The sequence below is a fragment of the Paenibacillus oenotherae genome (assembly GCF_019443105.1).
In the GTDB taxonomy this organism is placed as follows: Bacteria; Bacillota; Bacilli; order Paenibacillales; family Paenibacillaceae; genus Paenibacillus_Z; species Paenibacillus_Z oenotherae.
Window position 1 is genome coordinate 292,786 of sequence record NZ_JAHZIJ010000002.1, and the last position, 26,700, is coordinate 319,485.

The window sequence follows — 26,700 nt, forward strand, 5'->3', positions numbered from 1 at the left end:
GCTCCGTCACCTTCAAGCGGCAACCCATTCCATTCATTCCAAGTGAATTCTGCTTGTCCTGTCGCTGACATTGCTTGCACTGCATCCACCCCTTTACTACTGAATTAAACCTCTGCCCACACACTATCATACCATATGAAGGGTTAAAAAAGGTAGAGTAGCGTTGCAGCCGCCTCCTCCTGCCCTCAATTGCCGCCCCATCATTGCAGCTGTGGAAGCTGGAGCATCATCTCCTGCCACATGTCCGGCGTCAGCCTCACTAATGCGGCCTCCTCATTCCCCTGCTCATAACCGAATACAGCCCAGTTTTCCTTATCCGATTCGATCCGCTCAGGAACGAATGGCATCAGACTGTCGCCACACTTTAGTGTAACCGATATCCGCCAGCGCAAAGCCTGTTCCAGCAGCTCCCTGCGCGTTGTCGGATGATAGCGGCGCAGCCCCTTCAGCCACGCAGACGGGATGGCCTCCAATCCACTGAACAGCGATTGCGGCGCGGGTACCTCAACGATCGGATCATACTGTGCCAGGAAGGAGCCGGGAGCATGGAACAGAGCTGCCGAGCAATCCAGCGGCTCTGATCGCTCTCGCTCTGACAATGCAGGCGCTGAGGATAATTTGGTTGCTGCTGCATCCCATTGATCCTCCATCATGCCGGATATGCCAACATAGACAGGGGACGGAAGAGGCTTACCCGATGCAGCCTCCAGAAGCTGAACAACTTGCGGCCCCGTATAACCAAGCTCAAGCGCCTTCGCAAGTGATTGCTCATTGATCCGGTATACGGCAACAGCATCACTCTGCTTGCGGGCAGCAACCATCTCCAGCTGCCATCTGACTGCTGCCGGAACATGCGGCGGAACATAGATATCACCGTCCGTGGCGATCATAATACCCGCTTCGCCGCTGGTTCCTTCGGCAGCATCGGTGCTCCCACCGTAAGGCCATGGCGGAATAAGCCACCGATATACCTCTACACCCTTCACACTCTGCGTACTCTGCATTCTTTGTATACTCTCAATACTTTGCATACCCTCAATGTCCTTCGCACACTCCGCCCGCTCCATCCATCCCAGGCCAACCATCAACTGGCACCATTGCCGGGCAGCGCTGTCCTCAATTGCATACCATTTCATGAACTCCAATCCGCTTAGCGCGGCTGCCGCAGTTGCTATCGCAGTGCTGCTGCCCAGCGCATATTGCTCCATCACAATTCGCAGCAGAGCCTGCTCCTGTTCAAGCCCTGAAGAAGCGCGAAGCCACAAATTCCAATTGTCCTCATGAAACAGGAATGAATCGGGAGCGGTCCCGAGCAGCTGGAATTTCATTGCCAGATCCAACATCATCCCGACATGCAGCGGGTAGGCTGTATAAGACGGATCGGACAAGGCCAGCTTGAGAAACATGGCTTCGCTTGGCTGAAGCTCAATTTGCGCGGCGCATTTGTCTATAACCCGTTTGGCAAGAAGACCTTTCGCCGTTCGTTTCATCCCCGTTCTCTTGAGCTCGGCCAGCATATGCAGCAATTGCAAACTGAGCGGGGATCGGGCCGCCTCCTCACTCCAGACATCAGCATTGTCCGGCAGCGGACTTGCCCCCCTCTCATAGATGGAACGATGCCAATGGAAGAACATATCGCCAGGCACAAAATACAGCTTTTCTCCCCACCCTCTGCGGACAGCGAATACAATTCCCGCTTCCACAAGATAAAGCAGGCCGAGCCGATGCAGCGAGCCTGCTATACTCCGGTCAGCCCCCTGCAGGAGCCCTTCCTCCTGAAACGGCGCTGCGCCGAATCGATTCACAATCATTGCGAGCACCCGCGCCGCTTCGCTCGGCAGCTTGGACCAGGACTCCCTTACTGCCTCCAGCTTAAGCGGCGAATTTTGGAACCAGCTCTCCTTGTCCATGTGTGACCACAGAGGATGAGCGGAATAACGTTCGATCCGGGAATGGCCTAGCTTGCCTATCAGATCTGCAAAGTTCATTGCGCCGTCTCCCTGATATGCAGCAGCGACGCTGCTTCCGCAGCTGCAGCCGAAGAATTCCAGCGGCAAATGTCATAGCGGTAGCCCTGCTCAAGCATGAACAGCTGCCTCTTGCGGGCATAAGCAACCTCGCTTGTCCCCTCGGATACAAGCGTGTAGAACCATGCCCGGTTATCCTCTCTCTTGGGCCGCAGAATCCGTCCGATACGCTGGGCTTCCTCTTGTCTTGAGCCGTAGCTTCCCGAAATTTGGATGGCTACAGCCGCATCTGGCAGATCAACTGCGAAATTAGCGACCTTGGACACGACAAGAACGGGGACTTCCCCTCGCTTGAACAATTCATACAGCTTCTCCCGCTCATGATGCGGCAGCTCGCCTGTTAACAGTGGTGCGCGCAGCGCACAGGCAGCCGCATGCAGCTGCTGCAAATATTGGCCGATTACGAGCACTTGCTTGCCCGGATGTTTCTCGATCAGCCGTTTCACCGTTTGCAGCTTCTCCGTATTCTCACCGGCTATGCGCGCCCTTGCTTTAGGCTCCGCATTCGCATAGGCGTCCCCTTCATCCAAGGCCAGAGGCACGCGGATCTCGGTACATTCCACCCGCGCAATCCAGCGGCGGGATTCCAGCATCCGCCAAGGCATGTCGAATCTCTTGGGTCCAATAAGAGAGAACACATCCTCTTCTCTTCCATCCTCGCGAATAAGAGTGGCTGTCAATCCAAGCCGCCTGGTCGCCTGAAGATCAGCCGTCATGCGGAAGACCGGCGCTGGCAGCAGATGAACCTCATCATAGATAATGAGACCCCAGTTCCGTTCCTGAAAGAGCTTCATGTGGCTATATTCATCTGTACGCGGCCGCTTGTGCGTCAAAATCTGGTAGGTGGCTATCGTGACAGGCCGCACTTGCTTGCTGGAAGCCGCATATTCGCCGATTTCCGCTTCCGTCAGCGTCGTCTTGTCCAGCAGCTCTTGCTTCCATTGCTTCACAGAGGTTACATTCGAGGTGAGAATGAGTGTGTCACAGGCCAGCCTGGCCAGCGCTGCTATGCCGATGACAGTCTTCCCCGCTCCGCAGGGCAGCACAAGCACACCGCTGCCGCCATCTTGCCGTCCCGCCCTGTAGAACATATCAACCGCCTGCTCTTGATAATCGCGCAGCCCAAAATCATTGCCGGTGCCACTACTATTCCGAAGCTCCACTGCGAGAGCCTCTCCCCGTCGATACCCTGCCTCATCAACGACAGGGTATCCCAGTCTTACAAGCTCCTGCTTGAGCAATCCACGGCCCTCTGGTCTGATCGTTCTCTGTCCCTCTGCCCCTCCCTCCGATACAAACAAACGGATAGCAGGCAGCTCAGCCAGTGATTGCAATAAAGCTTCATTCCCGTAGAGCAGCAGCTCACCCTCCGGCGAACATTGAAGCTGGAGCTTGCCGTACCTGTCTGCCAGCATATGAATGCGGCTTCTAGCTTTAAGAGGCAGCTCACAGCCGCTATAGCATTGCAGACAGCCGAGAATATCCTCGGCTGCCATTCCGGCAGCAGCCGCATTCCATAGCGATAATGGCGTTATTCGATAGGTATGAATATCTCCTGGGCGTTTAATCAAATCCGCAAATTGCGACAGCTTCTCTCGTGCAGCAGCAGCGTGCAGATGGCGGTCATCCAGCAATACGGTCAAGTCAGCCTGCACAACAATCGGCCCACTTCCCCGGTTCAACATTCCATCATCTCCTGTCAGCAATATAAGCACCGTCATGCAGGCGCTGTCTATCTAAACAGTATGAAATAAAAGAACCGCTTTTATGCTTCACAAGCCGCCTTACTTCGCTTTGCGGAAACCTGCAGCTTCGGCATCCTGCTCTGTACAGAACATCTGCTCGGCCTTCGTTTGATTATAGGAACGCGACTCCGGCAGATGATAAATCTTCGTTGTTCCGCGAATATTGCCTTTAATCAGCGGATTGCTGCAAGAGCCGGCCGCCTCGTTTATTTGCCCATTGCTGCCGGCTGCATGATCCTCCGGTTCCGCCTCTTGATCCGCATTCAGCCCGCCGCCCCACAATCCCGTACCGGCAGCTCTTGCCGCTTGCTCCATCTCCACAAAGCGGTCTGCATATGTAACATTGGGCGGTATCGTCATTACAGATGCATATCCGTCACGCAGCAGCATCTCATTGAACATCACCATTTCGCCTTCAATAAAGAGATAGCGCAGCAGCCTTCCGTACCGGTCCGTATCGCCTGTATCCGGGAACAGAATAACGCGCTTGCCCTCCAGCTTGCTTGCCGTATATTCACTGGCTTTCAAGCCCAAGGGTCTGCTCTCCCCCTTGACCTCAGGTGTATTAACACCGATCAGCCGGATCTTATGGCCTGATTCTGTAACTAACGTATCCCCGTCAACAATCCGCCCGACACTCTCCAGCTCATATTTTTTGCCGGACAGCTCCGGATATTGCTGCATAATGGCGTGTACGAGCGGATCATTCTCTGCAACTGTTGTTGTTGAACAACCCGCAATAATTGTTATAACTGCTAAAAGTGCAATAACCATTATCATGCGCAGACAGCGCGAATTACTCTTGATGTCCATGTCACTTCCCTCTCCCTATGTACAGCAGCAAATAAGCGCGATCCGGTCTTCACCGAACCGCGCCCGCTTTATTAATGGGTACTCGATGCCAGCTCGCGATGGTCCTGCTCTGAGATGCTGCTTAGCGCGTCTCCGGCTTCATTGACGAAGATTTCTCTCACCGCAAGGTCGCCAATTGCAACAACACCGATCAAGTTGCCATTATCAACGACGGGCAGCCGGCGAATCTGGTTGCTCGCCATTATCTTCGCAGCATCGTCAACTGATGTAGAAGACTCAATGGTCTTAATATCATTGGTCAGCACCTCAGTAGCGGAGGTGGAGCCGGAATGCTTCTCCGCATAGCCGCGTGTTACCAAATCCCGGTCTGTAACTACGCCGATCAGCTTCTTGCCTTCCACGATAGGAACAAATCCGATATCATGCTGCTTCATAAGTACTGCGAGCTCATAAATATTATCCTTCGTTGTAGCAGTGACACAATCCGTGGACATGATGTCTTTGACCGTTTTCATCACCGTTTCCTCCTCGATGGTTTCAAAATTGCACAAAAGAGCGGAATGGCATGCCGTTGTGCGTTATTCCATCGATTAGAATAGCCGATTGCGCATAGGTTCATTCTGTCCCGGGACTGGCATTTGATGACAGGCTGCAATGATTGGCGGCATAGTCCTCTGCCATAGCAATCATCAATGCAGCCGATTGCAGCATCGCCCTCTCGTCCAGGTCGAACTTGGGATGATGATGCGGATACACCGCACCGCACGCTTCATTGCCCGCACCGACGAACATGAAGCAGCCTGGTTTTTCACGCAAATAATAAGAAAAGTCCTCGCCGATCATGATCGGTTCTGACCGCTGCACCGCGCCTCCGCCGAACTGCTCCGCAGCGACCCGGAAGAAGCGCCGCGCCTCCTCCTCGTCATTGACGACAGGCGGATAGCCCAGCCGGTATTCCAGCTTCGCGGCGGCCCCATACATCGCCGCTGTTTGATTAACTATCGTTTCCAGCCGTTCCCGAATCCTGTCTCTCGTCTCTTCATTAAAGGTGCGCACCGTTCCAAGCAATTGGCATCGTTCTGCAATGCCATTGCCGATTGTTCCCGCATGGAAAGAACCAATCGAGACGACAGCAGGCTGAAGCGGATCCACATTCCTGCTGACGATAGACTGAATTCCCTGCACCAGAGCGGCGCCCACTACAATGGAATCAATCGTATCATGCGGCATCCCGCCATGCCCGCCTTGGCCCGTAATATCGATCTGAATTTCATCCGGAGCCGCCATGAACGGCCCTTCCTTGGACGAAACGATACCGTACGGAATCGGAGTCCACAGATGAACACCATATATCGCATCAACGCCTCTAAGCGCGCCATCCCTGATCATTCCGAGCGCACCGCCAGGTGTCAGCTCCTCTGCAGGCTGAAACAGCAGCCTGCGTTCCCCGGAGAAAGCATGTCTCTGCGAACGATAGTATTTGGCGATGCCAAGCATAGTGGCAGTATGTGCATCATGTCCGCAAGCATGCATCACTCCGGGAACCGTTGAAGTATACTCGCATGATTTCTCATCCTGGATAGGCAGCGCATCAATATCTGCACGCAGAGCCACTGTCGGGCCCTTGCTTTCACCCTTGATCTTCGCAATAAGACCATGGCCTCCGACACCTGTCTCAACCTCGCAGCCCATTTCTTGAAGCTGCTCTGCAATCCATCGCGAGGTTTCCTTCTCATGAAACGAAAGCTCGGGATGTCGGTGCAAATATCTGCGCCACTGTACCATGTCCGGATATACGGATTGCAGCAGTGCCTTCATGTCATCTTTGCCACCCATTGGTGCACTCTCCTCGCTTTCGGTCTTCTTCTTCTGCCTATTGTACCAGAATGCGGGAAGTTCCCGAAAGTTCTTTCATCTGAAGGCACCTCAATTTTTCGTAAAAATGTCACTTTTGAACGTCGGGCACAGGTGGAGTAAGGCTTGCGCTGGCAGGGGAAACATACTATCATGAAAAGAGAACATGCCTGTATGAAGCTTGGTTCTTCTATATGAAGCAGGATCTGCTTAGCAGAAAAGTGAGCGTATGCTCCGATCTCGTTTTCTGATGATGCAGAAGCTAATTACAATTAAAGTAGCAGAAAACTTTTAGGAGGATCACAATGATTATTGAAAATACAGGTCTTAACGGCGTTACAAGCGATCTGGCGCATTTGGACGAATCCGCAGACAAGCTGGGCTTCGTGCGCTGGCAGTGGGAATACTACCGGGCTACATACGATCTGAAACTGGAAGACCGCACCAATCGTGAGGAATACTTCTTGCGTTTCAACGTCCGCGCAGTGGAAGGCAAGCTGGAATCCTCACACGCCGTGCTTCAAGTGGAATCCGTCTACATTGGACGCGCTACATTCCCTCACGGCCTTGATTATGATTCACCTGTGCCGCAGCCGATCCTCAATGCTGCAACACAACGATTACAAGAATTGAAGAAGCTGCTGACTTAGTTAGCAGTCCGCACAGATGAAGAACAAGACGAACGGCCTGCGCGGCAGGCCGGATTTTTTATTACTCGTCCTTACATTGATGCTTGTTGGCTTTGGCATCGTTATGGTATTCAGTGCCAGCTCCAGTACTGCCGTCATTTCGGAGACCTACAACTATGATGCCCTCTTCTTCACCAAGCGCCAAGTGATTTTTGCTTTACTGGGCATTGCTATGATGATGGTCATTATGAATATCCCCTATCCCGCTTTCAAGAAGGGGTTCATTTTGTACTTTATCCCCGTCATGATTCTGCTCATTCTCGTTCCCTTTATCGGTGAGGTTAGAAACGGTGCACGAAGCTGGTTTGGTATCGGTGGGCTCGGCATTCAGCCAACAGAATTCGCAAAGCTTGGCCTCATTCTCTATCTAGGCTCGCTGATCGCCAAGAAAGGCGAGAAGTTTAGAGATTTCAAGAAGGGCCTGCTGCCTGTCTTTGTAATCGTTGCTATCATCTGTGGGCTTATTATGCTGCAGCCGGATCTTGGCTCCTGTATTGTACTGGCCTCCTGTGCGCTGATTATTATTGTTGCCGGAGGAGCTAATTTAAAGCAGTTGTTTCTGTCCGGATTTATTATTGCCGCTATCGTTTCGGCCTTGGCCAGCATATCTATTATGAGTGATCCCGATTCTTGGAATTATCGCATTCACAGGTTCACCGCTTTCATGGATCCGCAGGCCGATGAGCTCGATACGACCTACCATATATCCCGCTCCCTGCAAGCTTTGGGGCATGGCGGCATTTCGGGAGCCGGCTTCGGTCACAGTGTGCAAAAGCTCAAATATTTGCCTTATGCCTACAGTGACTTTATTTTCTCCATTATCGCCGAGGAATTCGGTTTTATCGGAAGTGTTCTGTTTCTGCTCTTCCTTCTATTGTTTCTGTGGCGGGGCCTTATTGTCGCTCTGCGCTGTTCAGACAACTATGGGACGATCGTCGGCGTCGGAATAGTCGGCATGATCGCCATCCAGTCCATTATCAATATAGGCGGCGTCATTGGAGCAATGCCAATTACTGGCGTTACCCTTCCATTCGTCAGCCACGGCGGCTCGTCACTGCTCGTAACTCTTGCCAGCATGGGAGTACTCCTTAGTATTTCACGTGACAATAACCGACCGGACATCGTTCGCAAATAATCACGAAGATGGAGCTTATCCAGAAAGTCCGAATACGAGATGCGAGCCAGGTAAACATGCGAAACAGCATTTATTCGCTCGTTTCCGGCCCCATGAAGGTGAAATGCCTGCCAGAATGCAGGTGTTTCACCTTCGTTTCTCATTAACGGCCGATCTCCCCCCAAAACTCATGCCTGATCGCAGGAATTGTACCATTATGGCGTCTTGTAACCGAAATTCATGCACATTCGCAGGCTTCTCACTCGGTCACTCTGCCTTCAAAACAGTTTGTCCCCATATATAATGAAAAAAGATGCTTCCAGCTCCACTTTATAGTGGGTTGGAGGCATCTTTTCACATCTTTTGGGACTGACTCTTTGGATACTGAATCTACCCGACAGTCCCCTTCTTGCTTGTTCAACATCGATATCTCCCGTTGCCTTGTGCGGTTAGAGCGGCGAGATCCCTTCCTTATTTCAGCCGTGCAACTTCTTCGACTTCTTCTTCCTTGAAGGCTACGCCTTCTACCTTAACATTAACTTCAACGACATTAAGACCCGTCATATTCTCAACCGCTTCACGGACATTCTCCTGAAGCTGCCGGCATACTTCCTGAATCGGAATGCCATACTTTACAATAATACGCAAATCAATCGCTGCTTCCAGCTGTCCCACTTCAACGGAGACACCCTTCTGCGCATTTTTACCACTAAGCTTCTTCGCCAGACCTTCCGAAATTCCGCCTGACATCGCGGCAATTCCCGGAGTCTCTAGCGCAGCCAGTCCCGCGATGGTGGCGACTACGTCATCTGAAATACGAATAATGCCTGTTTGAAGGTCCTCTGTCATGCCACACACTCCTTTTCGCCTTATGCTTCCATTGTACTGGATGTGTTACCTCGAAGCAAGGCATGAGCCGAACAAAGAGAAAGTTTACAGACCCAAAAAATTCCGATATAGTGGTAACAGATTCCATAGAATAACTAAAACTGAGGTGTTAAACACTTGAAACAGAAACTATTCTTTACCATTCTGATCGTTACGTTTGCATTAAGCGGCATTAGCCACTACGCAGGCTTCGGTCCAATCATCGAGTTTATATTCTCGGCTATTGCCATATTGTTCGTCGCCGGATTTCTTGGCAAAGCGACAGAAAGTGTCGCTCACTATGCCGGCCAGCGACTGGGCGGATTTCTGAATGCCACATTCGGCAATGCCGCTGAGCTGATCATCGCTATATTCCTCGTCCGCGAAGGGTTGTTCGATATGGTGAAGGCAAGCTTAACAGGCGCCATCATCGGAAACCTGCTTCTTGTTCTGGGACTTAGCGTCTTGCTTGGAGGTCTCAAATTCAAGGAACAGCGCTTCAACATTCAATTAGCCGGCCATAACGCCTCCCTGATGATCCTGGCGGTGATCGGTCTCTTCATTCCCGCGATCTTCGTAACGTCCGAGCACTTCACGAAGGAGCAGGACGAGTTCCTCAGCTTGACTGTCGCCGGCATCTTGATCGTGGCCTATATTTTGTGGCTCGTCTTCTCCATGATCACTCATAAGGATGTACTTGCCGAGATGGAAGAGACCTCAGCAGATCACGGCGAGGAGCCAGCATGGTCCAAGGGGCTGTCCATTACATTTCTCGTTGTAGCGACCGCTATGACGGCACTCGTGAGCGAATGGCTGGTTGGCACTCTGCATACGTTCACAACTGATTTCGGGCTCTCTGAGCTGTTTGTAGGCGCGTTCGTCATCGCTATCGTAGGCAATGCGGCAGAGCATAGCGCCGCGGTTATGCTCGCGATGAAGAACAAGATCGGCGCTGCTGTAGAGATCGCGGTCGGCAGCAGCTTGCAGATCGCCTTGTTCGTCGCTCCTGTGCTGATCTTCATCAGCGCCTTGTCCGGCAACACGATGGATATCCTGTTCACCCCCATCGAGCTTGCAGCCATCGGTGTCTCTGTCTTTATAGCGAAGTCCATATCCAAGGACGGAACCACCAACTGGTACGAAGGCGCCTTGCTTCTGATGGTCTATATTATCCTCGGCTTTGCCTTCTATCTCGTCTGATGTACGGCAACCGCAGTAAAAGAAGAGCACTCCTTCAAGCAGTGAGAACGATCTGCTTGAAGGAGTGCTCTTCTTATTTATTCAGCGCTTCATAAAGCTGGGCTAAGTTCCGTTCCAGCCTGCTAATAATCTCTTTGCCAACCACTTCAGCTACTAGGCCAGCTCGAATCGCAAAATCGACCTCTCTGGAAAAGCCATATATTTGCGTGTCCAACACCTCTTCGTAGAGCGGACATTTTCTCGTCGTCAAATTTTCCATTTGTACTTCGATCAGCTTCTCGATTTTGGTGGCATCGTCCTGAAGGAGATTGAGCGCTTTTTGATGCAAATGGATGAGAACATCGGATGAAGACATCGTACTCCCCCTTGTGCGTATTGCTCGCCGTCTTCTATAAACTCTATATTAGACGAAAACAAAGGATTGTACAAGGTCAAAACAATAAAGCGCCCCGACGAATTCTTCGTCGAGACGCTTTAGGCCCGATATTGTCCCGAATTACTCGGAAACGATCTTGATGTCCAGGCTATGCTTCACAAATACTTCCGCCATTGCGGCTTTAGCTTCTTCAGCATCTGGGCCATGCACATGCAGTTCATAAGATTGTCCGCCAACCAATGTAGTGAAGAGACCAAGAATACTCTTAACATCGATATATTTGTTCTCGGCTTGGAGAACGATGGACGACCGGAATTTGTTGGCTGTTTGGGAAATGTCTACGATTGCAGCATTATTGGACATGTCAGATACCTCCAGTATTTAGATACAGGGTCTAGAAAAGCTTTCCTCCATCATAACCCGATTTCTCTTCCTGTTCAAGGGGCTATTACTTCAAATTTTCCGGATTCAAAGCTTCCAGCTCCGGGACTACAAACAGTCCGTTCTGGCGAATCAAGCGATCATCAAAATAAACCTCGCCGCCGCCATATTCCTCACGTTGTATGAGCACCAAATCCCAATGAACGGCAGAGCGGTTCCCGTTGTCCGTTTCCTCATAGGCTTGCCCCGGAGTAAAGTGCAGACTGCCTGCGATCTTCTCATCGAACAGTATATCCTTCATCGGATGCAGAATGTACGGGTTGAAGCCCAAACTGAATTCCCCGATATAACGCGAACCCGCATCCATATCAAGAATCTCATTCAGCTTTTCTGTATGGTTGCTCGTTGCTTCGACGATTTGGCCGTCCCTGAAGGTAAACGATATATTCTCGAACGTAATGCCGGAATAGACAGATGGGGTATTGTATGTAATGGTGCCATTAACAGAATCGCGAACAGGCGCCGAGAACACCTCGCCATCAGGAATATTGCGGTGGCCGGAGCATTTTTTCGCTCCAATGCCTTTAATGGAGAAGGTCAGATCCGTCCCCGGCGCGACAATGCGCACACGATCCGTCGTGCTCATCAGCTGCTGCAGCGGGTCCATAGCCCGATCCATCTTGGCATAATCGAGATTGCACACATCAAAATAAAAATCCTCGAAAGCCTCCGTGCTCTTGTTGGCAAGCTGGGCCATGGAGGCATTGGGATAACGCAGCACCACCCATTTCGTATGCTTCACCCGCCGCTCGATATGGACAGGATGACGGTGCAGCGATTCATAGAGACGCATGTTCTCGCTCGGCACATCTGCCAGCTCATTGGCATTCTCGCCAGCCCGAATGCCAATGTAGCCGTGCATAGCCTCCATTCTTCTCAGGTCAAACGAAGCCCACAGCTCAATCTGCTCCTTCGTTGCATGCATGAGCATCGTGCGCAATATAGACCGGTCGCTCGTCTCGACAAAGGGACGTCCGCCCCGCTTCGCCACTTCTTCGATCAGACATTTGGCCAATTCACGCTCTGAACCAATCATATCGATAAGAATGTTCTCGCCTGGCTGCACATCAATCGAATAACCAACCAAATTAGACGCTAATACCTGTAAACGAGGATCACGCATGATACAGCCTCCCAGACATTGAATGTTTGTAACTCACATTTCAGACGGACAGCAGTATTATCCTACCATCTTTTCAGTCATGTTGCACGGCTTAGCGCTTGCCATCCGGCAGCATTCGGAGCGTTATGTCCGTCTCCCGCGATTCCTGGTGCCCCTCCCCGCCTGCTTCATAGTGAAGTACTGTCTGCTCCTGCAGACGCAGCGGGACCATTCTCTTCCGGTCGATAACTAGCGTATAAGCGGTTTGGACATCCAACGTTCGCAGCATCTCCTCCAGCTTTCTGCGCGAACGGTTAATTTCTCTTTGCCATTCACGCTCCAGCACCGCTCCTTTATTAGCTTGCATCATACGCGCTGCTTTGCCCTCTGCGGACATGCCCGTCCCCGTCCCATGAATCACCTTGTCAAAATCGCTTCTGAGCCGCTCCCTCCACTCTCTGAGGGCCGCAGTGCGATCCATCTCCACACGAAGCACTGCCGTCCGGCTGCCCGACTTGGACGGGACGACCACAACGCTGGATGCCCCGGCTTGAATTTGCTCCAGCAGCTCGTATGGAGAACCCATCGGCGCCGTTCCCGGTTCCCGGCCCCTCTTCATCTGGATCCGATGATGTTCCTCTACAGTCCCTTCGAAGGTTGTCGGCTTCGGCATGCTGCCGTCTGCTATAGCTATTCCTGTAACACCGGAGAAAGTATAGTGGTCGATACCGGACAGTCCGGCAATCGACAGGGATAGAAGCTCCTCCGCAGTTTTGTCGTCTGAAGGAGCGCCACAGCCAGCTATAATGGCGAGCACTGCTACAATCCATTTTCTCATTTCATGTTCCTCCCGCTTGTCTCGAAGTGAAAACCGCGTCACCTGTATCCTCTGTTGCAAACTGTTTCTTTATGCGATGGCGCTCCGGGCAGTAAAAAACACGGCTGCAAGCAGCCGTGCTCCACTTCGATATATGCAACAGCTTAACCGACAACAATCCGGTTCCTGCCGTTGTTCTTCGCTTCATACAGCGCCACATCGGCGCGGTTGAACAGCGTTTCTACACTTACTTTCTCATCGTCATACGTCCATTCCGAGATCCCGCAAGATACGGTCACAGGGGGGTGCGTGTCCTGCTCCACTCTGCTTCTTATCCGTTCAGCAATCCGGTATGCCTGCTCTGAACGAATCTGCGGCAAATAGACAGCAAGCTCTTCCCCGCCCCACCTCGCAGCAATGTCCGTTTCGCGAATACAGCTGCGGATAACGTCGCTTACAGCAACCAGAATGCGGTCGCCAATCAGATGCCCGTAGGTGTCGTTGACCTTCTTGAAGTGGTCAAGATCGACAAGCACCAGCGAGCCGCACGGATCCTTCCGCTGCCTGGACTGGATTTGCTTGTTCAGATAATGCCGCGCATGCAGTCCGGTCAAATTATCTGTAATTACCATACGACGCACCTCGGCATGGAGAGAGGCGTTGGATATTGCAAGGCCAATGTGAGTGGACAGCATTTGCAGCAGCTTGTAGTTGCCATAGGAGAAGAAGTTCGGGCTCTGGTGCATCACCATGATGACCCCGGCAACTTCTGTGCCCGCCATGATCGGAGCAGCGATCATCGAGCGCGAGGCAGTAACATCCATAAGCTGTGAATCCACGACACGGGTAACCGCATAATCGGATATGATCAACGGCTCCTTTGTATCATAGACAATGCCGCAAAATCCGTAATCAGTCGAGAAGACTTCCTCAATCCCCTCGCGCAAATTAGTGGACATAATATGAAAATGATCCGTATCCTTGTCAAGCTGCAGAACCGCACAGTAATCCGCTTTAAAAATAGTCAGCAGCTCATTCATCGCGAACTGGAATATTTCATCCAGTCTCAGCGACTGGTTCAGCCTCTTCGTAATCTCATTAATGATCTGCAGCTCTCTGATCAAGGCATTCGACTGCTCGAACAGCTTGCCACTCTCGAATGCAGAACCTGCTGTATCCGCCAGCATAATGAAGGCGCTCATCTCGGATTCCTCCCAGAGCCCCGACCGCATTGCAATGCTGAGTACACCGTATACTGCTTGTTTGCCGCTCATTGGAATGGCTAGTTGAACCATGCCTGCTTCATCATGTGCGATGATCGGATTGCCCGCCAGAAAAGCCTGTGCATGGATATCGTGATCCGCATGCCGGAAGTACAGCGGCTTGATGCGCTCATCTCCATTGACATGATCCTGGGACAAATAGAGATCGAATTCAGCATGCGGATACAAATCTTCAACATCCATAAGAAGCACATTCAGAACCTCATTGACATCATTCTGGTCGTGGAGGCGCCTCGCCACCTCGAACAGAGTTTCTCTCCGCCCTGCTTCCTTCTCGATCAGCTGCTGTTGATGCAGCTGTTCCTGTGCTAGAGACAGCTCGAAATTGCGATATACAATGCTCCTATACAACAATGCTGCCGCTTTCATGGATACCGCAGTTCCAGAATGGCTGTCCGGCCGGACAATCGCCAGAACAGCCAGCACCCCCTTCTCCGAGCGCTTCATAATGGGGAGCGCAGTGATGCCGTGATCCGATTGCTGCTGCAATGTGCGGCATGCTTGTCCAGCCAAGCTTTGGACGCTCTCGCTCTCTCCACCGCTAATTGTGCTTCTACCCGCCAAACGAAGAATCCGCCCTTGCGCATTGCAGAGAATGAGCGCGTTATCAAAAATGTCGAGCTCCTCCGCTTCCTTAAGCCATTGACGGAAGGAGATCTCCAATATATTCGCTGTATATAACTCGTCCATATCATTCATATCTGCATTCGCAAGCCAAATCGGTTCATGCCGGGCTTCCGAACAATTGCTATCTGCCAGTTGCTCATCATGATGAATCATTTGTTTTTTCACACAGCATCACCTCTCTTTACTTATGCGATATGCACCACATGAATATCATACTGTAGTTCAAAAGATTATGCACCACTTAAGGAGCAATAAGTTAGGCCTTTAGTTGCAACGGATGAAAGCGAATATTAAGACGTCCAATCCCCTTGACAAGTGTAGCAGAATTTATATAATATTTATAGTTGAATATTGGGAACGGTTTTGTGTCACCCTCACGGAGGCTGTCGCTGACAGGACTGCGGCTGAACATTCCTGTCAAGTCTTGAATTGCACTGCAATCAAGCGCAGACAACACTCGGCGAAACACCCATTTTCAAACATCCCATTTGAAGAAGGAGTTTTACGACACATGTCAAGATATACGGGTCCTAAGTTTAAATTGAGCCGCCGCCTTGGAATTTCTTTGAGCGGTACAGGCAAAGAATTGAAACGCGCATTTCCACCAGGACAACACGGTCCAGGACAACGCAAAAAAATGAGCGGTTACGGCATTCAATTGCAAGAGAAGCAAAAGCTGCGTCACATGTACGGAATGAACGAGAAACAATTCCGCAACCTGTTTGACAAAGCATCCAAGCAAAAAGGTATTGCCGGTGAGAACTTCATGGCCCTGCTTGAGAGCCGTCTGGACAACCTGGTTTACCGTCTTGGATTCGCTAACTCCCGTGCAGGCGCTCGTCAGCTTGTATCGCACGGTCACGTTACCGTTAATGGCAAGAAAGTCGATATCGCTTCCTACACGGTTTCCATCGGCGACGTAATCGGTCTTCGCGAGCGCAGCCGCACGATGAAATCCATCAAAGAAGCTTTGGAAGGCCGCAACTACCTTCCTAACTACCTGGAGTACAACGATGCTGCATTCGAAGGCAAATTCCTTCGCCTGCCAGATCGCGCTGAGCTCCCGCAAGAAATCGACGAGAAACAAATCGTTGAGTTCTACAGCCGTTAATAAGTCCGCAGTCCGGGGATATCCCCGGACTGTTTTTTTATGCGCTGCTTGCGCTATGCAGCAAAAGGAGCATCACTCGCAAGCTGCAAGCGATGCCCCTCCTCTATACGAACCCTGTTCTACTCTATGCTCAGCTTGACGAATTTACGCTTGCCCACCTGAATGACATCGCCATCGGCAGGTGTAATCTCGGCATTGGGATCATCGACCTTCTCTTCGTTAATCTTCACCGCACCCTGCTGAACGCTCCTCTTCGCCTCGCTGCCGGATGCCTGCAGACCAAGCGTCGTCAGCAGCTTCACGATGCGAATGCGGCCTTCCTCCAGCTCCGACGATGCAAGCGTGACCACTTCGATATCATCAGGCAGTGCACGCTGCTGGAATACCGTTACAAAGTGCTGCTCTGCTGCTGCCGCAGCCTCGTCTCCGTGGAACATGCGCACCAGCGTTGCTGCCAGCCGCATCTTCGTATCCCGCGGATGCTTCGTCCCATCAGCAATGCCCTGGCGAAGCGCTTCGAGCTCATCGTTGCCGATATCCGTTGCCAGCTCATAATATTTCACCATCAGCTCATCGGGTATCGACATTGCTTTGCCGTATATCTGATTAGGCTCCTCATCGATCCCGATGTAGTTGCCGAGACTTTTGCTCATCTTCTGAACGCCATCCAGTCCTTCCAGCAATGGCGTCATAATCGCCGCTTGTGTCGGCTTGCCGTATTCCTTCTGCAGCGTCCGGCCCATAAGCAGGTTGAACTTCTGATCCGTGCCTCCAAGCTCAACATCACTCTCAAGCGCAACGGAATCATAGCCCTGCATCAACGGGTAGAAGAACTCATGAATACTGATCGGCTGACCGGATTGGTAGCGTTTCGTGAAATCATCCCGTTCCAGCATGCGAGCTACTGTTACCTTCGCGGATAACGTGACCACATCTGAGAAATTCAGCGGCGCCAGCCATTCCGAATTGTAGTAAAGCTTCGTTTTTGCCGGATCCAGCAGCTTGTATATTTGTTTCTGGTACGTTTCGGCATTCCGCTTCACATCTTCCTCTGTCAGCTGCTTGCGTGTCTCGGATTTGCCCGTTGGATCACCGATTCTGCCCGTGAAATCGCCGATAAGCAGTTGAACCTCATGGCCCATTTCTTGAAATTGGCGCAGCTTGTGAAGCACAACCGTATGCCCGATATGAATATCCGGAGCCGACGGATCAAGCCCCAGCTTTACTTTCAGCGGCTTGCCAGTGGCCACTGCGCTGGCTACCTTCGCCTTTAATTCATCCTCCGGCACAATTTCTACAACGCCCCGGCGAATGACGCTCATCTGACGCTCTACCTCTTGCTGCTGCTCGGGTGTAAGCTCTTCCCATTTAACCATTCACATTCACTCCTGTCCGGAAATAGAAAAAAATCCTTTCGTCACAAGGGACGAGAAGGATTTGCTCGCGGTACCACCCTAATTAGAACCCTCCTCTGGCGACATCTGCCTTGCGTCCCATAGAAGCGGCTCTCACTTCATTATCATAACGGATTAGATCCGGAACAGACTACTGGCACTCGCATAGACTGCGGCCGTTCATCCATTCAGCTCGAGGCGGTAATTCAATCTTCGGCTCGTACCGGTTCACACCATCCACCGGCTCTCTGTAACGTCTATCCGCAGATCTACTGCATGCCTGTCAGCACTGTTTTTCTTATGCATTTATCTTGTTCGTTTATACCACAGCCATGTAAGAGAAGTCAATAATTCCATCCTCCGCAGATTGCAGCATATCGCACCATTTCGCCTAAAGTTTGGGCAAAAATAGGCCTCTTTTCTGCAATTCAATGTCGATTTATGCTATAATACTTCTGTTAATCAGAGGAGGAGAGTATGACCATATGGATCAAGACCGCGATCTGAACAAGAATGGATATAGCCGATGGCGGACATTCGGGCTCGTATCGTACATAACTGTTAAATGGATTGTAATCTTCGCTGTCATGTTCGGGTTGTTTATTGGCGGCATCATGACAGGCTACGTTGCCTCATTCGTTACCGACGAGCCGATTCGCTCCAGAGCGGAAATTGAATCGAAGATCAATGAAAACGCCATCACCGGCTTTGTCTATTTCAACGATGGCCAAACTCCGGTAGGCCAGCTTCGGACCGAAGAAGACCGCCGTTTGATCAAGTATGAGGATTTGCCTCAGCATGTCATCAATGCCGTGCTTGCCATCGAAGACAACAATTTCGAGAGCCACATCGGCGTTGACATGAACGGTCTCGGACGCGCAGCCAAGCAGAAGCTGTTCAATGAGGATACGCAGACCGGGGGCAGCACGCTGACGCAACAGCTTGCCCGGCGGGTATTTCTAAGCCTGGACAAGACAGACAGCCGGAAAGTAAAGGAGATTTTCCTCTCCCTGCGGCTGGAGCGCTTTCTGACGAAGAAGCAAATATTGACCGCTTACCTGAATAAGGTGCCCTTCGGGACAGGAGCCAATGGCTATAACCTGTTCGGAATCAAAGCAGCGGCCAAAGGCATTTTTAATGTAAATGATCTTAACCAGCTGAACATTGCGCAGGCTGCCTATCTCGCCGGATTGCCGCAGCGTCCTTCCGCTTATACGGCTTTCACAAGCAAAGGGAAGTTCAATGAAAAAGGGTTCAAGCTCGCCGTTGAACGGCAGCAGAACGTGCTGAAGCGGATGCTCGACACCGGCCGAATCAGCAGATCTCAATATGATGAGGCGCTGCAGTTCGACATCTCCGGCTCGCTGGCCAAGCCATCAGAGAAGGCTTACTCCACTTTCCCGTATTTGATGCTGGAAGCGGAGCGCCAAGCGGCCGAAATTTTATTGATGCAGAAAGACACGACGCTAACACTCGCTGACATGAGAAAGAAGGAGACTGCTCCTCTTATCGAGGAAGCACGCGAGCATCTGCTGCGCGGCGGCTATCATATTTATACTACAATCGATAAACGCATCTACAATATGATGAAGAAGATCGGATCGGATGAGAACAATTTCACTCCGAGAAGTGAAGAGAAAGGGATCGAACAGATCGCGGCCATCATGCTGGACCATAAGACCGGCGCCATTCTCAGCATGCTGGAAGGCCGTGATTTCTATGAGGAGCAGATGAATCATGCCACGCAGATGACTCGTCAGCCGGGTTCCACCATGAAACCGATTGCCGCCTATCTGCCTGCGATTGAGAGCGGGCTTGTGCAGCCGGGCAGCATCATTGACGATGCGCCAATGGTGTTCAAGGATGGCCAGAAGGGCTTCCATATCCCGATGAACTCCAACAAGAAGTTCTATGGATTGGTTACAGCGCGTGAAGCATTGAACCGCTCGCTGAATCTGCCCGCACTCAAAGTGTTCAATGAGATGGTCAAAATCGAGGAAGCATGGAAATTTACACGCAAGCTCGGCATTACGACTCTGCAGCCCGAGGATGATGGCGCTCAAACCGGCGTAATCGGCGGTCTAAGCAAAGGCGTTACGGTGGAAGAGCTTACCAATGCCTATGGCTCCATTGCCAACAAGGGAATCCTCAACGATGCTTATATGATCAGCAAAATTACGGACGGCGAAGGCAATATCGTCTATGAGCACAAGAGCAAGCCGCTGCGCGTCTTCTCGGAGCAAACCGCCTTCCTTATGACGGACATGCTTCGCACTGTAATTTCCGATGGCAGCGGAACGGGGCACGCGATTGCGTCGCAGTTCAAGAAGTATGGGGAAATCCCGATTGTCGGCAAGACGGGCTCTACCCAGAGCTATGGGGATGTCTGGTTTATGGGCTATACCCCTGATATTACGCTTGGCGTATGGGCCGGATATGAGAAGCAGGCCCACACGCTCTCCAAGAATGGACGAACCAGGGCAAGGTCGATCTGGACGATGATTATGAATGAAGTTACTGCAGAACGTGCAGAGCTGTTCCCGACGAAGAAATTCGAGATGCCATCCGGTATCGTGAAAGCTACTGTCTCTAGTGTCAGCGGCAAGCTGCCAAGCAGTCTGACAAGGCAAATGGGCATGAGTGTTACCGATTGGTTCAACAAGAAGTATCTACCGAAGAAACAAGATGACGCACTGGTTAAAGTCGCTTATATCACCTATAACGGAATCAACTATCTTCCGCATGAATCGACACCTTCGGATATGCTGAAGGAGCAGATCGTGATTAAGCGTGAGAAGCCGCTTGATGAATTAATGGAAGAGATTGCTGCAGCACAATCCAAGCTGCCGGGCTCAAGCAGACGGGCAATGAGCGCCTATCTGCCAGCTGACGCCGGAAGGGATGCCCCTTCCAAGCTCGACCCTCGTGTCGATGACGGAGCTGCCCCTTCTGCTCCATCGAACGTGCGGCTTGAGACGATATCCAGCAATCGTGCGTATCGGATCACTTTCTCGGCATCGAAGCAAAAGGATGTTGCCGGCTATCGCTTATACCGCTCCGTTAACGGGGCCTCTTACACCGTCTCGGGAGCTCCTGTTCTCGCTGGCGATGATACGAAATTTACGGTTCACCTCGGCGCTGCTGGCACTTACAGCTACTATGTAACAGCAGTCGATATTGGCGGCCATGAGTCATCACCGAGTGCTACCGTCACTATTGGAGGCAATAATGCAGGAACTGCAACGCCACCAGGAACGAATGGTTCTACAACAGGCCAGCAGGGCGAGGGCAATGGTGAGGTAATACCGAATCCCGGTGAGCTTGACTTAACCGTTCCTTCTGCTCCATGGGATGTCAAGACCGAAGCATCGGGCGTCGGAATCAAGCTGTCCTGGGTCGCGAATGCCGTCTCTGAGCAGGTAACGGGCTATAACATCTATTATCAATCAGCTGCAGATAATGACTTTCAGCTTATCGGCTCGTCTGCAACCTCGGAATATGAATCTCCGCAATCTGCGGGATCATTCCGTGTAACAGCGGTTAACGAGGCTGGAGAGTCTCCTTTCTCCGTTACAGTTCAAGTGAATGAATAGCAGAAAGGCTTCCTGCCGATATGCAGCGACTGGGTCGCAGCATATCGGCGGAAGCCTTTTCTAATATGTTAATCCTCAATCGTAGAGAGATCCCCTGTCGGCAGGTTAAGCTCCCATGCCTTCAGAACGCGGCGCATAATCTTGCCGCTGCGGGTCTTGGGCAGTTTATCCCTGAATTCAATCTCGCGTGGCGAAGCATGCGCGGACAGCCCTTCCTTGACGAACTTCGCTATATCCGCCTTGAGCTCCTCGGAAGGCGAATAGCCTTCTCTAAGCGCTATAAAGGCTTTAATAATCTCGCCGCGCATAGGATCCGGCTTGCCGATTACGCCTGCCTCAGCAATAGCCGGATGCTCCACGAGCTTGCTCTCCACCTCGAATGGTCCTACGCGCTCTCCTGCTGTATTGATTACATCATCAATTCTGCCTTGGAACCAGAAATAGCCGTCTTCGTCCATGTAAGCAGAATCTCCGGAAATGTACCAGCCAGGAATGCGCAAATATTCCTCGAACTTGGCCGGATTGTTCCATACTTTGCGCATCATGGATGGCCACGGTGTCTTAATGGCCAGATTGCCCATCCGATAGGGCGGCAATACATTCCCGCTGTCATCGATAATAGCGGCCTCAATGCCAGGCAGCGGCCGTCCCATAGAGCCAGGCTTAATCTCCATGCAAGGATAGTTGCAGATCAGCTGAGCGCCTGTCTCTGTCATCCACCATGTATCGTGAATACGCTGCTTGTAGACTTTCAGCCCCCATCTAACCACCTCTGGGTTAAGCGGCTCGCCGACACTGAGTACATGCCTCAGACTTGTCAGATCATAGCCGTTCACGACATCATCGCCAGCCCCCATCAGCATGCGGAATGCGGTCGGCGCGCTGTACCAGACCGTAACGCGGTATTTCTCAATTGTTGCATACCAGTCCTGCGGGCTGAAGCGCCCTCCGCGAATGACGTTGGTTGCTCCATTCAGCCATGGAGCAAAGATGCCGTATGAGGTGCCTGTTACCCAGCCGGGATCAGCTGTACACCAGTAGATATCATCCGGCTTCAGATCAAGAACTACATGTCCTGTATAATAATGCTGAATCATCGCATTCTGGACATGGAAGATGCCTTTCGGCTTGCCGGTCGAACCCGACGTATAGTGAATGATCAGCCCGTCTTCCCGGCCCAGCCACTCAATATCGGATTGTTCGGATACAGCTGCCATCTCGGCCTTGTAGTCTACAATTCGATCACCCGGCTCAATCTCATCGCCGAACACAATAATATGCTTGAGCTGCGGCAGTTCATCCTTAGGAATACGGGAGAGCAGCGAAGGTGTCGTTACGATCGCTACGGCCTCGCTATCCTGCAGGCGGTCCCTTACCGCCGTCTCCATGAATGCTTCGAAGAGCGGGCCTACAACAGCGCCAACCTTCAACGTGCCGAGCAAGCTGAAGTAAAGCTCCGGCGTGCGCGGCATAAATATAAATACCCGCTCTCCCTTTGCAACTCCGAGCTTGCGGAGCACATTGGCAAAACGGTTCGACTGCTCTGACATCTGCTGGAAGGTATAAGATTCGTCACGATCCTTATCGCTATAGTAAAGCGCAATTTTGCCGCCTCGTCCCTGCTCCACATGACGGTCAATTGCCTCGTAAGCCATGTTGACTTTACCGGTTTCTTGCCAGGAGAAACGCTGCTCCAGTTGTTCAAAGTTAAAATTCTGTACGGTTTCTTCGTAATTGGTCATGTTGGAGCCGGATGCCGAAACCGAGACCCGTTCTTGATGTAAATCAGCCATAAATCATCATCCTCCTACCCATTGTCAAACAATTCCACACAAACTTATCAGAATACGCTTTCATCTTACATCATCAGACGTTGTCGTTCAACCATTCACTTCCCTTCTCCCTAATATTTTGTTATAAGTAGGATAGCACCCCGAAAGGAGACAAGGCCGTGGAACATCGTAAAATGATGCATGCGGAGCGTCTGCCCTACAAGGATCGGGAACTCGTCATAGAAGGCCCGATTCCAGCGGATGTATTGTCACGATTAACGCTGCACCATGATTTGGACGCATTCCGCCGTCCGCTTGAACAGCACAAGGCATTAATCGAAATCTCTGAGCTAGAAGAAGGACGCATCATTGCAGCAAGAGACGGAGAGACAATCGTTGGATATGTAACTTTCCATTACCCCGATGAGTTGGAGCGTTGGTCAGAGGGCGGCATGAAGGATCTGATCGAGCTCGGGGCTGTTGAGGTTGCGGATGAGTATCGTTCGCTCGGCCTTGGCAAACGAATGATACAGACCGCTTTTGCCGGCGATCAATTGGAGAACGCTATCGTCTACACGACGGAGTATTATTGGCATTGGGATCTGGAAGCGACAGGACTTAATGTATGGGAATACCGTACCATGATGGAGAACTTGATGAAAGCTGTCGGGATGGTCTGGTTTGCCACTGACGATCCGGAGATTTGCGCCCACCCCGCTAATTGCTTGATGGTACGCATCGGCAGGGAGGTTCCCCTCTCTTCTGTCGAGCAGTTCGATCAGGTTCGCTTCAGACAGCGGTTCATGTATTGACTAGATTAGGAAGGACGATGACGAGGATGTCGGCCAATGCCGTATTTATACTTCATCCGGGCGCTGCCCGTTACAAGTTCAGTGACGCGCATCCGTTCGATCCAAGACGGTTATCATTAACCGTTGATCTGCTGGATGCAGTCGGAGCGTTAAATGATGGACAGCGCATAGCTCCAAGCCTTGCTGATGAGCATATGCTATCACTCATCCATAGATATGATTATATTGAAGCCGTACGCCAGCTGAGTGAAGAAGCCCCGTCTCCCTACTGGGCCAATCAAGCCCCGCGGTACGGGCTGTCCACTGAAGACACGCCATTCTTCCCCGGCATGCACAATGCGGCTGCCGCCATCGCAGGCGGATCCACTCTAGCTGCCGATCTGGTCATGTCCGGCCAATATAAGCATGCCTATCATATGGCAGGCGGTCTTCACCATGCGTTTCCTGACCATGCTTCAGGATTCTGCATCTACAATGATGCAGCGATTGCTATCGCCAACATTAGAAGGCAGTATGGAGCGCGTGTCTTATACATCGATACTGACGTTCATCATGGGGACGGCGTCCAATGGGCGTTCTACAATGATCCGGAGGTATGTACATATTCGATTCATGAGACGGGCAAATATCTGTTCCCAGGAACCGGCTTCGTCCATGAGCGCGGGAATGAGCTCGGATTTGGCACAAGCTTCAATGTTCCGCTGGAGCCTTATACAGAGGATGAATCCTGGCTGGAGAGCTTCACGATCTCGATTGCGAAGGTAGCTGCCGCCTTCAAGCCCGATGTTATTGTCAGCCAGCATGGCTGCGATGCCCACGCCTTCGATCCGCTCTCCAACATTCATTGCAGTATGCGGATCTACCAAGCGATGCCTGCCATAATCCATCAGCTCGCCCACACTTATGCCGGGGGACGATGGGTAGCTGTCGGCGGCGGCGGGTATGACATCTGGCGCGTTGTGCCGCGTGCCTGGGCGCTTGTATGGCTGGAGATGACGGATCATCCGCTCGCAGCCAAGCTCGCTGACAGCGAGGATAATGAGCCTTTGCCAGCGGCATGGCTGGAACGGTGGGGAGCTCAAAGTCCGGATCCCCTGCCAGCTCATTGGCTGGACGACACATCAGCGTGGCCGCCCATGCCGAGACGAGCAATTATTGACGAACGGAATCGCCAGACTACAGCAATTGCCATTCAAGAAATTTAATCCCCGAGAATACGAAAGGCTGCCGCATGTTATTCCCTCTTGAGACGGATAACATACGGCAGCCTTATTGTATGATATGAATTACATATGCTGGATCATTTCATCGATAATACGATGCGAGTTAACCGAAGCTTCCTTAGTAAATTCAGCAAAATTAACATCTGCTGAACCATCAGCCTTGTCGGACATGGAACGGATCACTACGTATGGAACATCGTTCATCGCACAGACCTGCGCCAGAGCTGCTCCCTCCATCTCGGTGCAAGCGCCATTGAGATCTTCATGCAGCTGGCGCACTACATCTCTGGAGGCGATGAATTGATCACCCGACAGAACCTTGCCCTTGATGCCACGACCGGGAAACAATAGATTGCAAGCCTTGTCGGCGAGATCAATCAGTGAAGGATCAGCAGTGAATTCAGACGTCTCCTGGAACGGAATTTGTCCTCTTGCGAAGCCAAGCGGCGAGCAATCCATATCATGCTGAAGGCATGATGTCGAGATGACGATATCGCCAATGCTAAGCTTAGGATCAAGCGCTCCGGCAACACCAGTGAACAATACGCAATCCACGCCTGCATCAATAAGAATCTGTGTGCATACCGCCGCATTTACTTTACCTACACCGGATTTGCAGAATACGACCTCACGCCCGTGCAGTGTGCCTTCCACATATGTAATGCCTGCCTTGACGAATGTACTGCTCTGCTCTACATGCTCGTGAAGCAGCTCGATCTCTTCAACCATTGCTCCAATAATGCCAATTCTTGAATACGATGGTTTCATTATAGGCTACCAACGGATTGACGCATGACAACTTCATGTGGAAGCACAACCTTGGCTTGCTCAACCGTTTCTTTCTTCATTAATTTCGTAAGCAGTCGCATGGATACCGCACCGATATCATACATCGGCTGCGCCACGGCACTCAGCTGTGGACGAACCATCGAGGCCATGCGGCTGTTGTCTACACTAATGACAGAAAAATCAGCAGGAACCTTCAAGCCGTTGTCCTGGATACAGTGGATCGCTCCAATCGCCATCTCATCCGTTGCCGAGAATACAGCGGTAGGCCGATTAGGAAGCTCAAGGAAATGCTTCATCGCTTCCACGCCGGATTCGTAGCGGTAGTTGCCGATCCGCACCAGATTCTCATCGTAAGGCAATCCGGCCGTTTCCAGCGCACGTCTGTAGCCTTGGAAACGCGAATATCCATTAGCTGGATCCTGCAGCGTTCCACCGATCATCGCAATCGTCTTATGTCCTTGTTTGATTAACGTTTGCACCGCGTCGAACGCGGCAGCCTCATGGTCAATATCAACAGAAGGAATCGTACCGTTCTCATCCGTTGTTGCACATAGAACAATGGGAACATTCGACGTGCGGAATGCCTGAAGATGCTCGTCCGTAACCGCGCCGCCCATAAACAGCAAGCCGTCTACCTGCTTCTCCAGCAGCGTATTGATAACCCGAATTTCCTTATCCTTCTTCTTGTCCGCATTACACAAAATAATGTTGTAATGATACATGTTCGCTATATCTTCTATTCCCCGCGCTACTTCAGCAAAAATAGCGTTGGATATGTCGGGAATGACAACTCCGACAGTAGTCGTCTTCTTGCTTGCCAATCCACGCGCCACTGCATTAGGACGATAGCCAAGCCGTTCGATCGCTTCGAACACTTTCTTGCGAGTTTGCGGTTTGACGTTAGGGTTGTTGTTAACGACCCGGGATACCGTGGCCATCGACACGCCAGCTTCTCTTGCTACATCATAAATGGTTACTGTCACGGCCTTCTCTCCATTAGCTCAAATTTTAATCTCGCGCCGTATTACTGTACCGCTAATGATACGACAAA

At 51.5% G+C, this 26,700-nt stretch carries 22 protein-coding genes and 1 other annotated feature; of the genes, 7 read left to right on the top strand and 15 right to left on the bottom strand.

The features are described 5' to 3' along the window. Window positions 1–200: 200 nt before the first annotated feature. The 5 genes from K0T92_RS05500 to K0T92_RS05520 form a co-directional block, all read right to left on the bottom strand. The gene (locus tag K0T92_RS05500; protein WP_219871426.1) at window positions 201–1,988 is read right to left on the bottom strand and encodes a helicase-associated domain-containing protein; all 1,788 of its coding nucleotides are present in this window, start codon (window positions 1,986–1,988) and stop codon (window positions 201–203) included. Continuing rightward, complete coding sequence (locus K0T92_RS05505) at window positions 1,985–3,712, bottom strand: DNA repair helicase XPB (RefSeq protein ID WP_219871427.1); 1,728 nt, start codon at window positions 3,710–3,712, stop codon at window positions 1,985–1,987. Before K0T92_RS05505 ends, K0T92_RS05500 begins: the two co-directional genes overlap by 4 nt. A gap of 99 nt (window positions 3,713–3,811) precedes the next feature. Further along, window positions 3,812–4,585 carry a thermonuclease family protein gene (locus tag K0T92_RS05510; RefSeq protein WP_219871428.1) on the bottom strand — a complete coding sequence of 258 codons (774 nt, stop codon included), beginning with the start codon at window positions 4,583–4,585 and terminating at the stop codon, window positions 3,812–3,814. Window positions 4,586–4,656: 71 nt separating this feature from the next. Then, a complete protein-coding gene (locus K0T92_RS05515) occupies window positions 4,657–5,100 on the bottom strand; it encodes a CBS domain-containing protein (RefSeq protein ID WP_219871429.1) in 444 nt (147 codons plus the stop codon). Window positions 5,101–5,200: 100 nt separating this feature from the next. Beyond that, entirely contained in the window at window positions 5,201–6,421 is a 1,221-nt protein-coding gene (locus tag K0T92_RS05520) for a M20 metallopeptidase family protein (protein ID WP_246627899.1), read from the bottom strand. Between the two features lie 323 nt (window positions 6,422–6,744). Here K0T92_RS05520 and K0T92_RS05525 point away from each other — a divergent pair, with 323 nt between their 5' ends. Next, window positions 6,745–7,089, top strand: a complete 345-nt coding sequence (locus tag K0T92_RS05525) for a YugN family protein (RefSeq protein ID WP_219871430.1) — start codon at window positions 6,745–6,747, stop codon at window positions 7,087–7,089. Between the two features lie 16 nt (window positions 7,090–7,105). After that, window positions 7,106–8,263, top strand: coding sequence for a putative lipid II flippase FtsW (gene ftsW / locus K0T92_RS05530; protein ID WP_219871431.1), 1,158 nt, complete (start codon window positions 7,106–7,108; stop codon window positions 8,261–8,263). Between the two features lie 450 nt (window positions 8,264–8,713). On the opposite strand, the gene K0T92_RS05535 is transcribed toward ftsW, so the two are convergent. Next, window positions 8,714–9,091: an Asp23/Gls24 family envelope stress response protein gene (locus tag K0T92_RS05535; protein ID WP_219871432.1), complete on the bottom strand. Its 378-nt coding sequence runs from the start codon at window positions 9,089–9,091 to the stop codon at window positions 8,714–8,716. A gap of 156 nt (window positions 9,092–9,247) precedes the next feature. Here K0T92_RS05535 and cax point away from each other — a divergent pair, with 156 nt between their 5' ends. Further along, window positions 9,248–10,309: a calcium/proton exchanger gene (cax, locus tag K0T92_RS05540; protein ID WP_219871433.1), complete on the top strand. Its 1,062-nt coding sequence runs from the start codon at window positions 9,248–9,250 to the stop codon at window positions 10,307–10,309. 73 nt (window positions 10,310–10,382) lie between these two features. On the opposite strand, the gene K0T92_RS05545 is transcribed toward cax, so the two are convergent. From K0T92_RS05545 to K0T92_RS05565, 5 genes are all read right to left on the bottom strand, one after another. Next, on the bottom strand, window positions 10,383–10,664 hold the full coding sequence (locus K0T92_RS05545; protein ID WP_219871434.1) for an Fpa/YlaN family protein: 282 nt from the start codon (window positions 10,662–10,664) through the stop codon (window positions 10,383–10,385). 141 nt (window positions 10,665–10,805) lie between these two features. Continuing rightward, window positions 10,806–11,048, bottom strand: coding sequence for an HPr family phosphocarrier protein (locus K0T92_RS05550; RefSeq protein WP_219871435.1), 243 nt, complete (start codon window positions 11,046–11,048; stop codon window positions 10,806–10,808). 85 nt (window positions 11,049–11,133) lie between these two features. Beyond that, the gene (locus tag K0T92_RS05555) at window positions 11,134–12,249 is read right to left on the bottom strand and encodes an aminopeptidase (protein WP_219871436.1); all 1,116 of its coding nucleotides are present in this window, start codon (window positions 12,247–12,249) and stop codon (window positions 11,134–11,136) included. A 91-nt stretch (window positions 12,250–12,340) separates the two neighbouring features. Beyond that, complete coding sequence (locus tag K0T92_RS05560) at window positions 12,341–13,066, bottom strand: hypothetical protein (protein WP_219871437.1); 726 nt, start codon at window positions 13,064–13,066, stop codon at window positions 12,341–12,343. Between the two features lie 143 nt (window positions 13,067–13,209). Then, complete coding sequence (locus K0T92_RS05565) at window positions 13,210–15,120, bottom strand: sensor domain-containing diguanylate cyclase (protein WP_343223629.1); 1,911 nt, start codon at window positions 15,118–15,120, stop codon at window positions 13,210–13,212. Window positions 15,121–15,466: 346 nt separating this feature from the next. On the opposite strand from K0T92_RS05565, the gene rpsD reads away from it, so the two are divergent. Continuing rightward, window positions 15,467–16,066, top strand: a complete 600-nt coding sequence (gene rpsD, locus K0T92_RS05570; protein ID WP_219871438.1) for a 30S ribosomal protein S4 — start codon at window positions 15,467–15,469, stop codon at window positions 16,064–16,066. A gap of 119 nt (window positions 16,067–16,185) precedes the next feature. On the opposite strand, the gene tyrS is transcribed toward rpsD, so the two are convergent. Continuing rightward, window positions 16,186–17,442 carry a tyrosine--tRNA ligase gene (gene tyrS / locus K0T92_RS05575; protein ID WP_219871439.1) on the bottom strand — a complete coding sequence of 419 codons (1,257 nt, stop codon included), beginning with the start codon at window positions 17,440–17,442 and terminating at the stop codon, window positions 16,186–16,188. Window positions 17,443–17,485: 43 nt separating this feature from the next. Next, window positions 17,486–17,756 (bottom strand) — a binding site (T-box leader). Window positions 17,757–17,945: 189 nt separating this feature from the next. On the opposite strand from tyrS, the gene K0T92_RS05580 reads away from it, so the two are divergent. Beyond that, window positions 17,946–21,053, top strand: a complete 3,108-nt coding sequence (locus K0T92_RS05580; protein WP_219871440.1) for a transglycosylase domain-containing protein — start codon at window positions 17,946–17,948, stop codon at window positions 21,051–21,053. Window positions 21,054–21,121: 68 nt separating this feature from the next. Here K0T92_RS05580 and acsA read toward each other — a convergent pair whose 3' ends face one another. Then, window positions 21,122–22,846 carry an acetate--CoA ligase gene (acsA, locus tag K0T92_RS05585; protein WP_219871441.1) on the bottom strand — a complete coding sequence of 575 codons (1,725 nt, stop codon included), beginning with the start codon at window positions 22,844–22,846 and terminating at the stop codon, window positions 21,122–21,124. A 158-nt stretch (window positions 22,847–23,004) separates the two neighbouring features. Here acsA and K0T92_RS05590 point away from each other — a divergent pair, with 158 nt between their 5' ends. Continuing rightward, on the top strand, window positions 23,005–23,637 hold the full coding sequence (locus K0T92_RS05590) for a GNAT family N-acetyltransferase (protein WP_343223630.1): 633 nt from the start codon (window positions 23,005–23,007) through the stop codon (window positions 23,635–23,637). A 26-nt stretch (window positions 23,638–23,663) separates the two neighbouring features. Then, entirely contained in the window at window positions 23,664–24,842 is a 1,179-nt protein-coding gene (locus tag K0T92_RS05595; protein WP_219871577.1) for an acetoin utilization protein AcuC, read from the top strand. An 81-nt stretch (window positions 24,843–24,923) separates the two neighbouring features. Here the strand turns inward: K0T92_RS05595 and K0T92_RS05600 are convergent, their stop codons facing one another. Both K0T92_RS05600 and ccpA read right to left on the bottom strand, forming a co-directional pair. Further along, complete coding sequence (locus tag K0T92_RS05600) at window positions 24,924–25,628, bottom strand: 5'-methylthioadenosine/adenosylhomocysteine nucleosidase (RefSeq protein ID WP_219871442.1); 705 nt, start codon at window positions 25,626–25,628, stop codon at window positions 24,924–24,926. Further along, window positions 25,628–26,632: a catabolite control protein A gene (gene ccpA / locus K0T92_RS05605; RefSeq protein ID WP_219871443.1), complete on the bottom strand. Its 1,005-nt coding sequence runs from the start codon at window positions 26,630–26,632 to the stop codon at window positions 25,628–25,630. Before ccpA ends, K0T92_RS05600 begins: the two co-directional genes overlap by 1 nt. Window positions 26,633–26,700 lie beyond the last annotated feature (68 nt).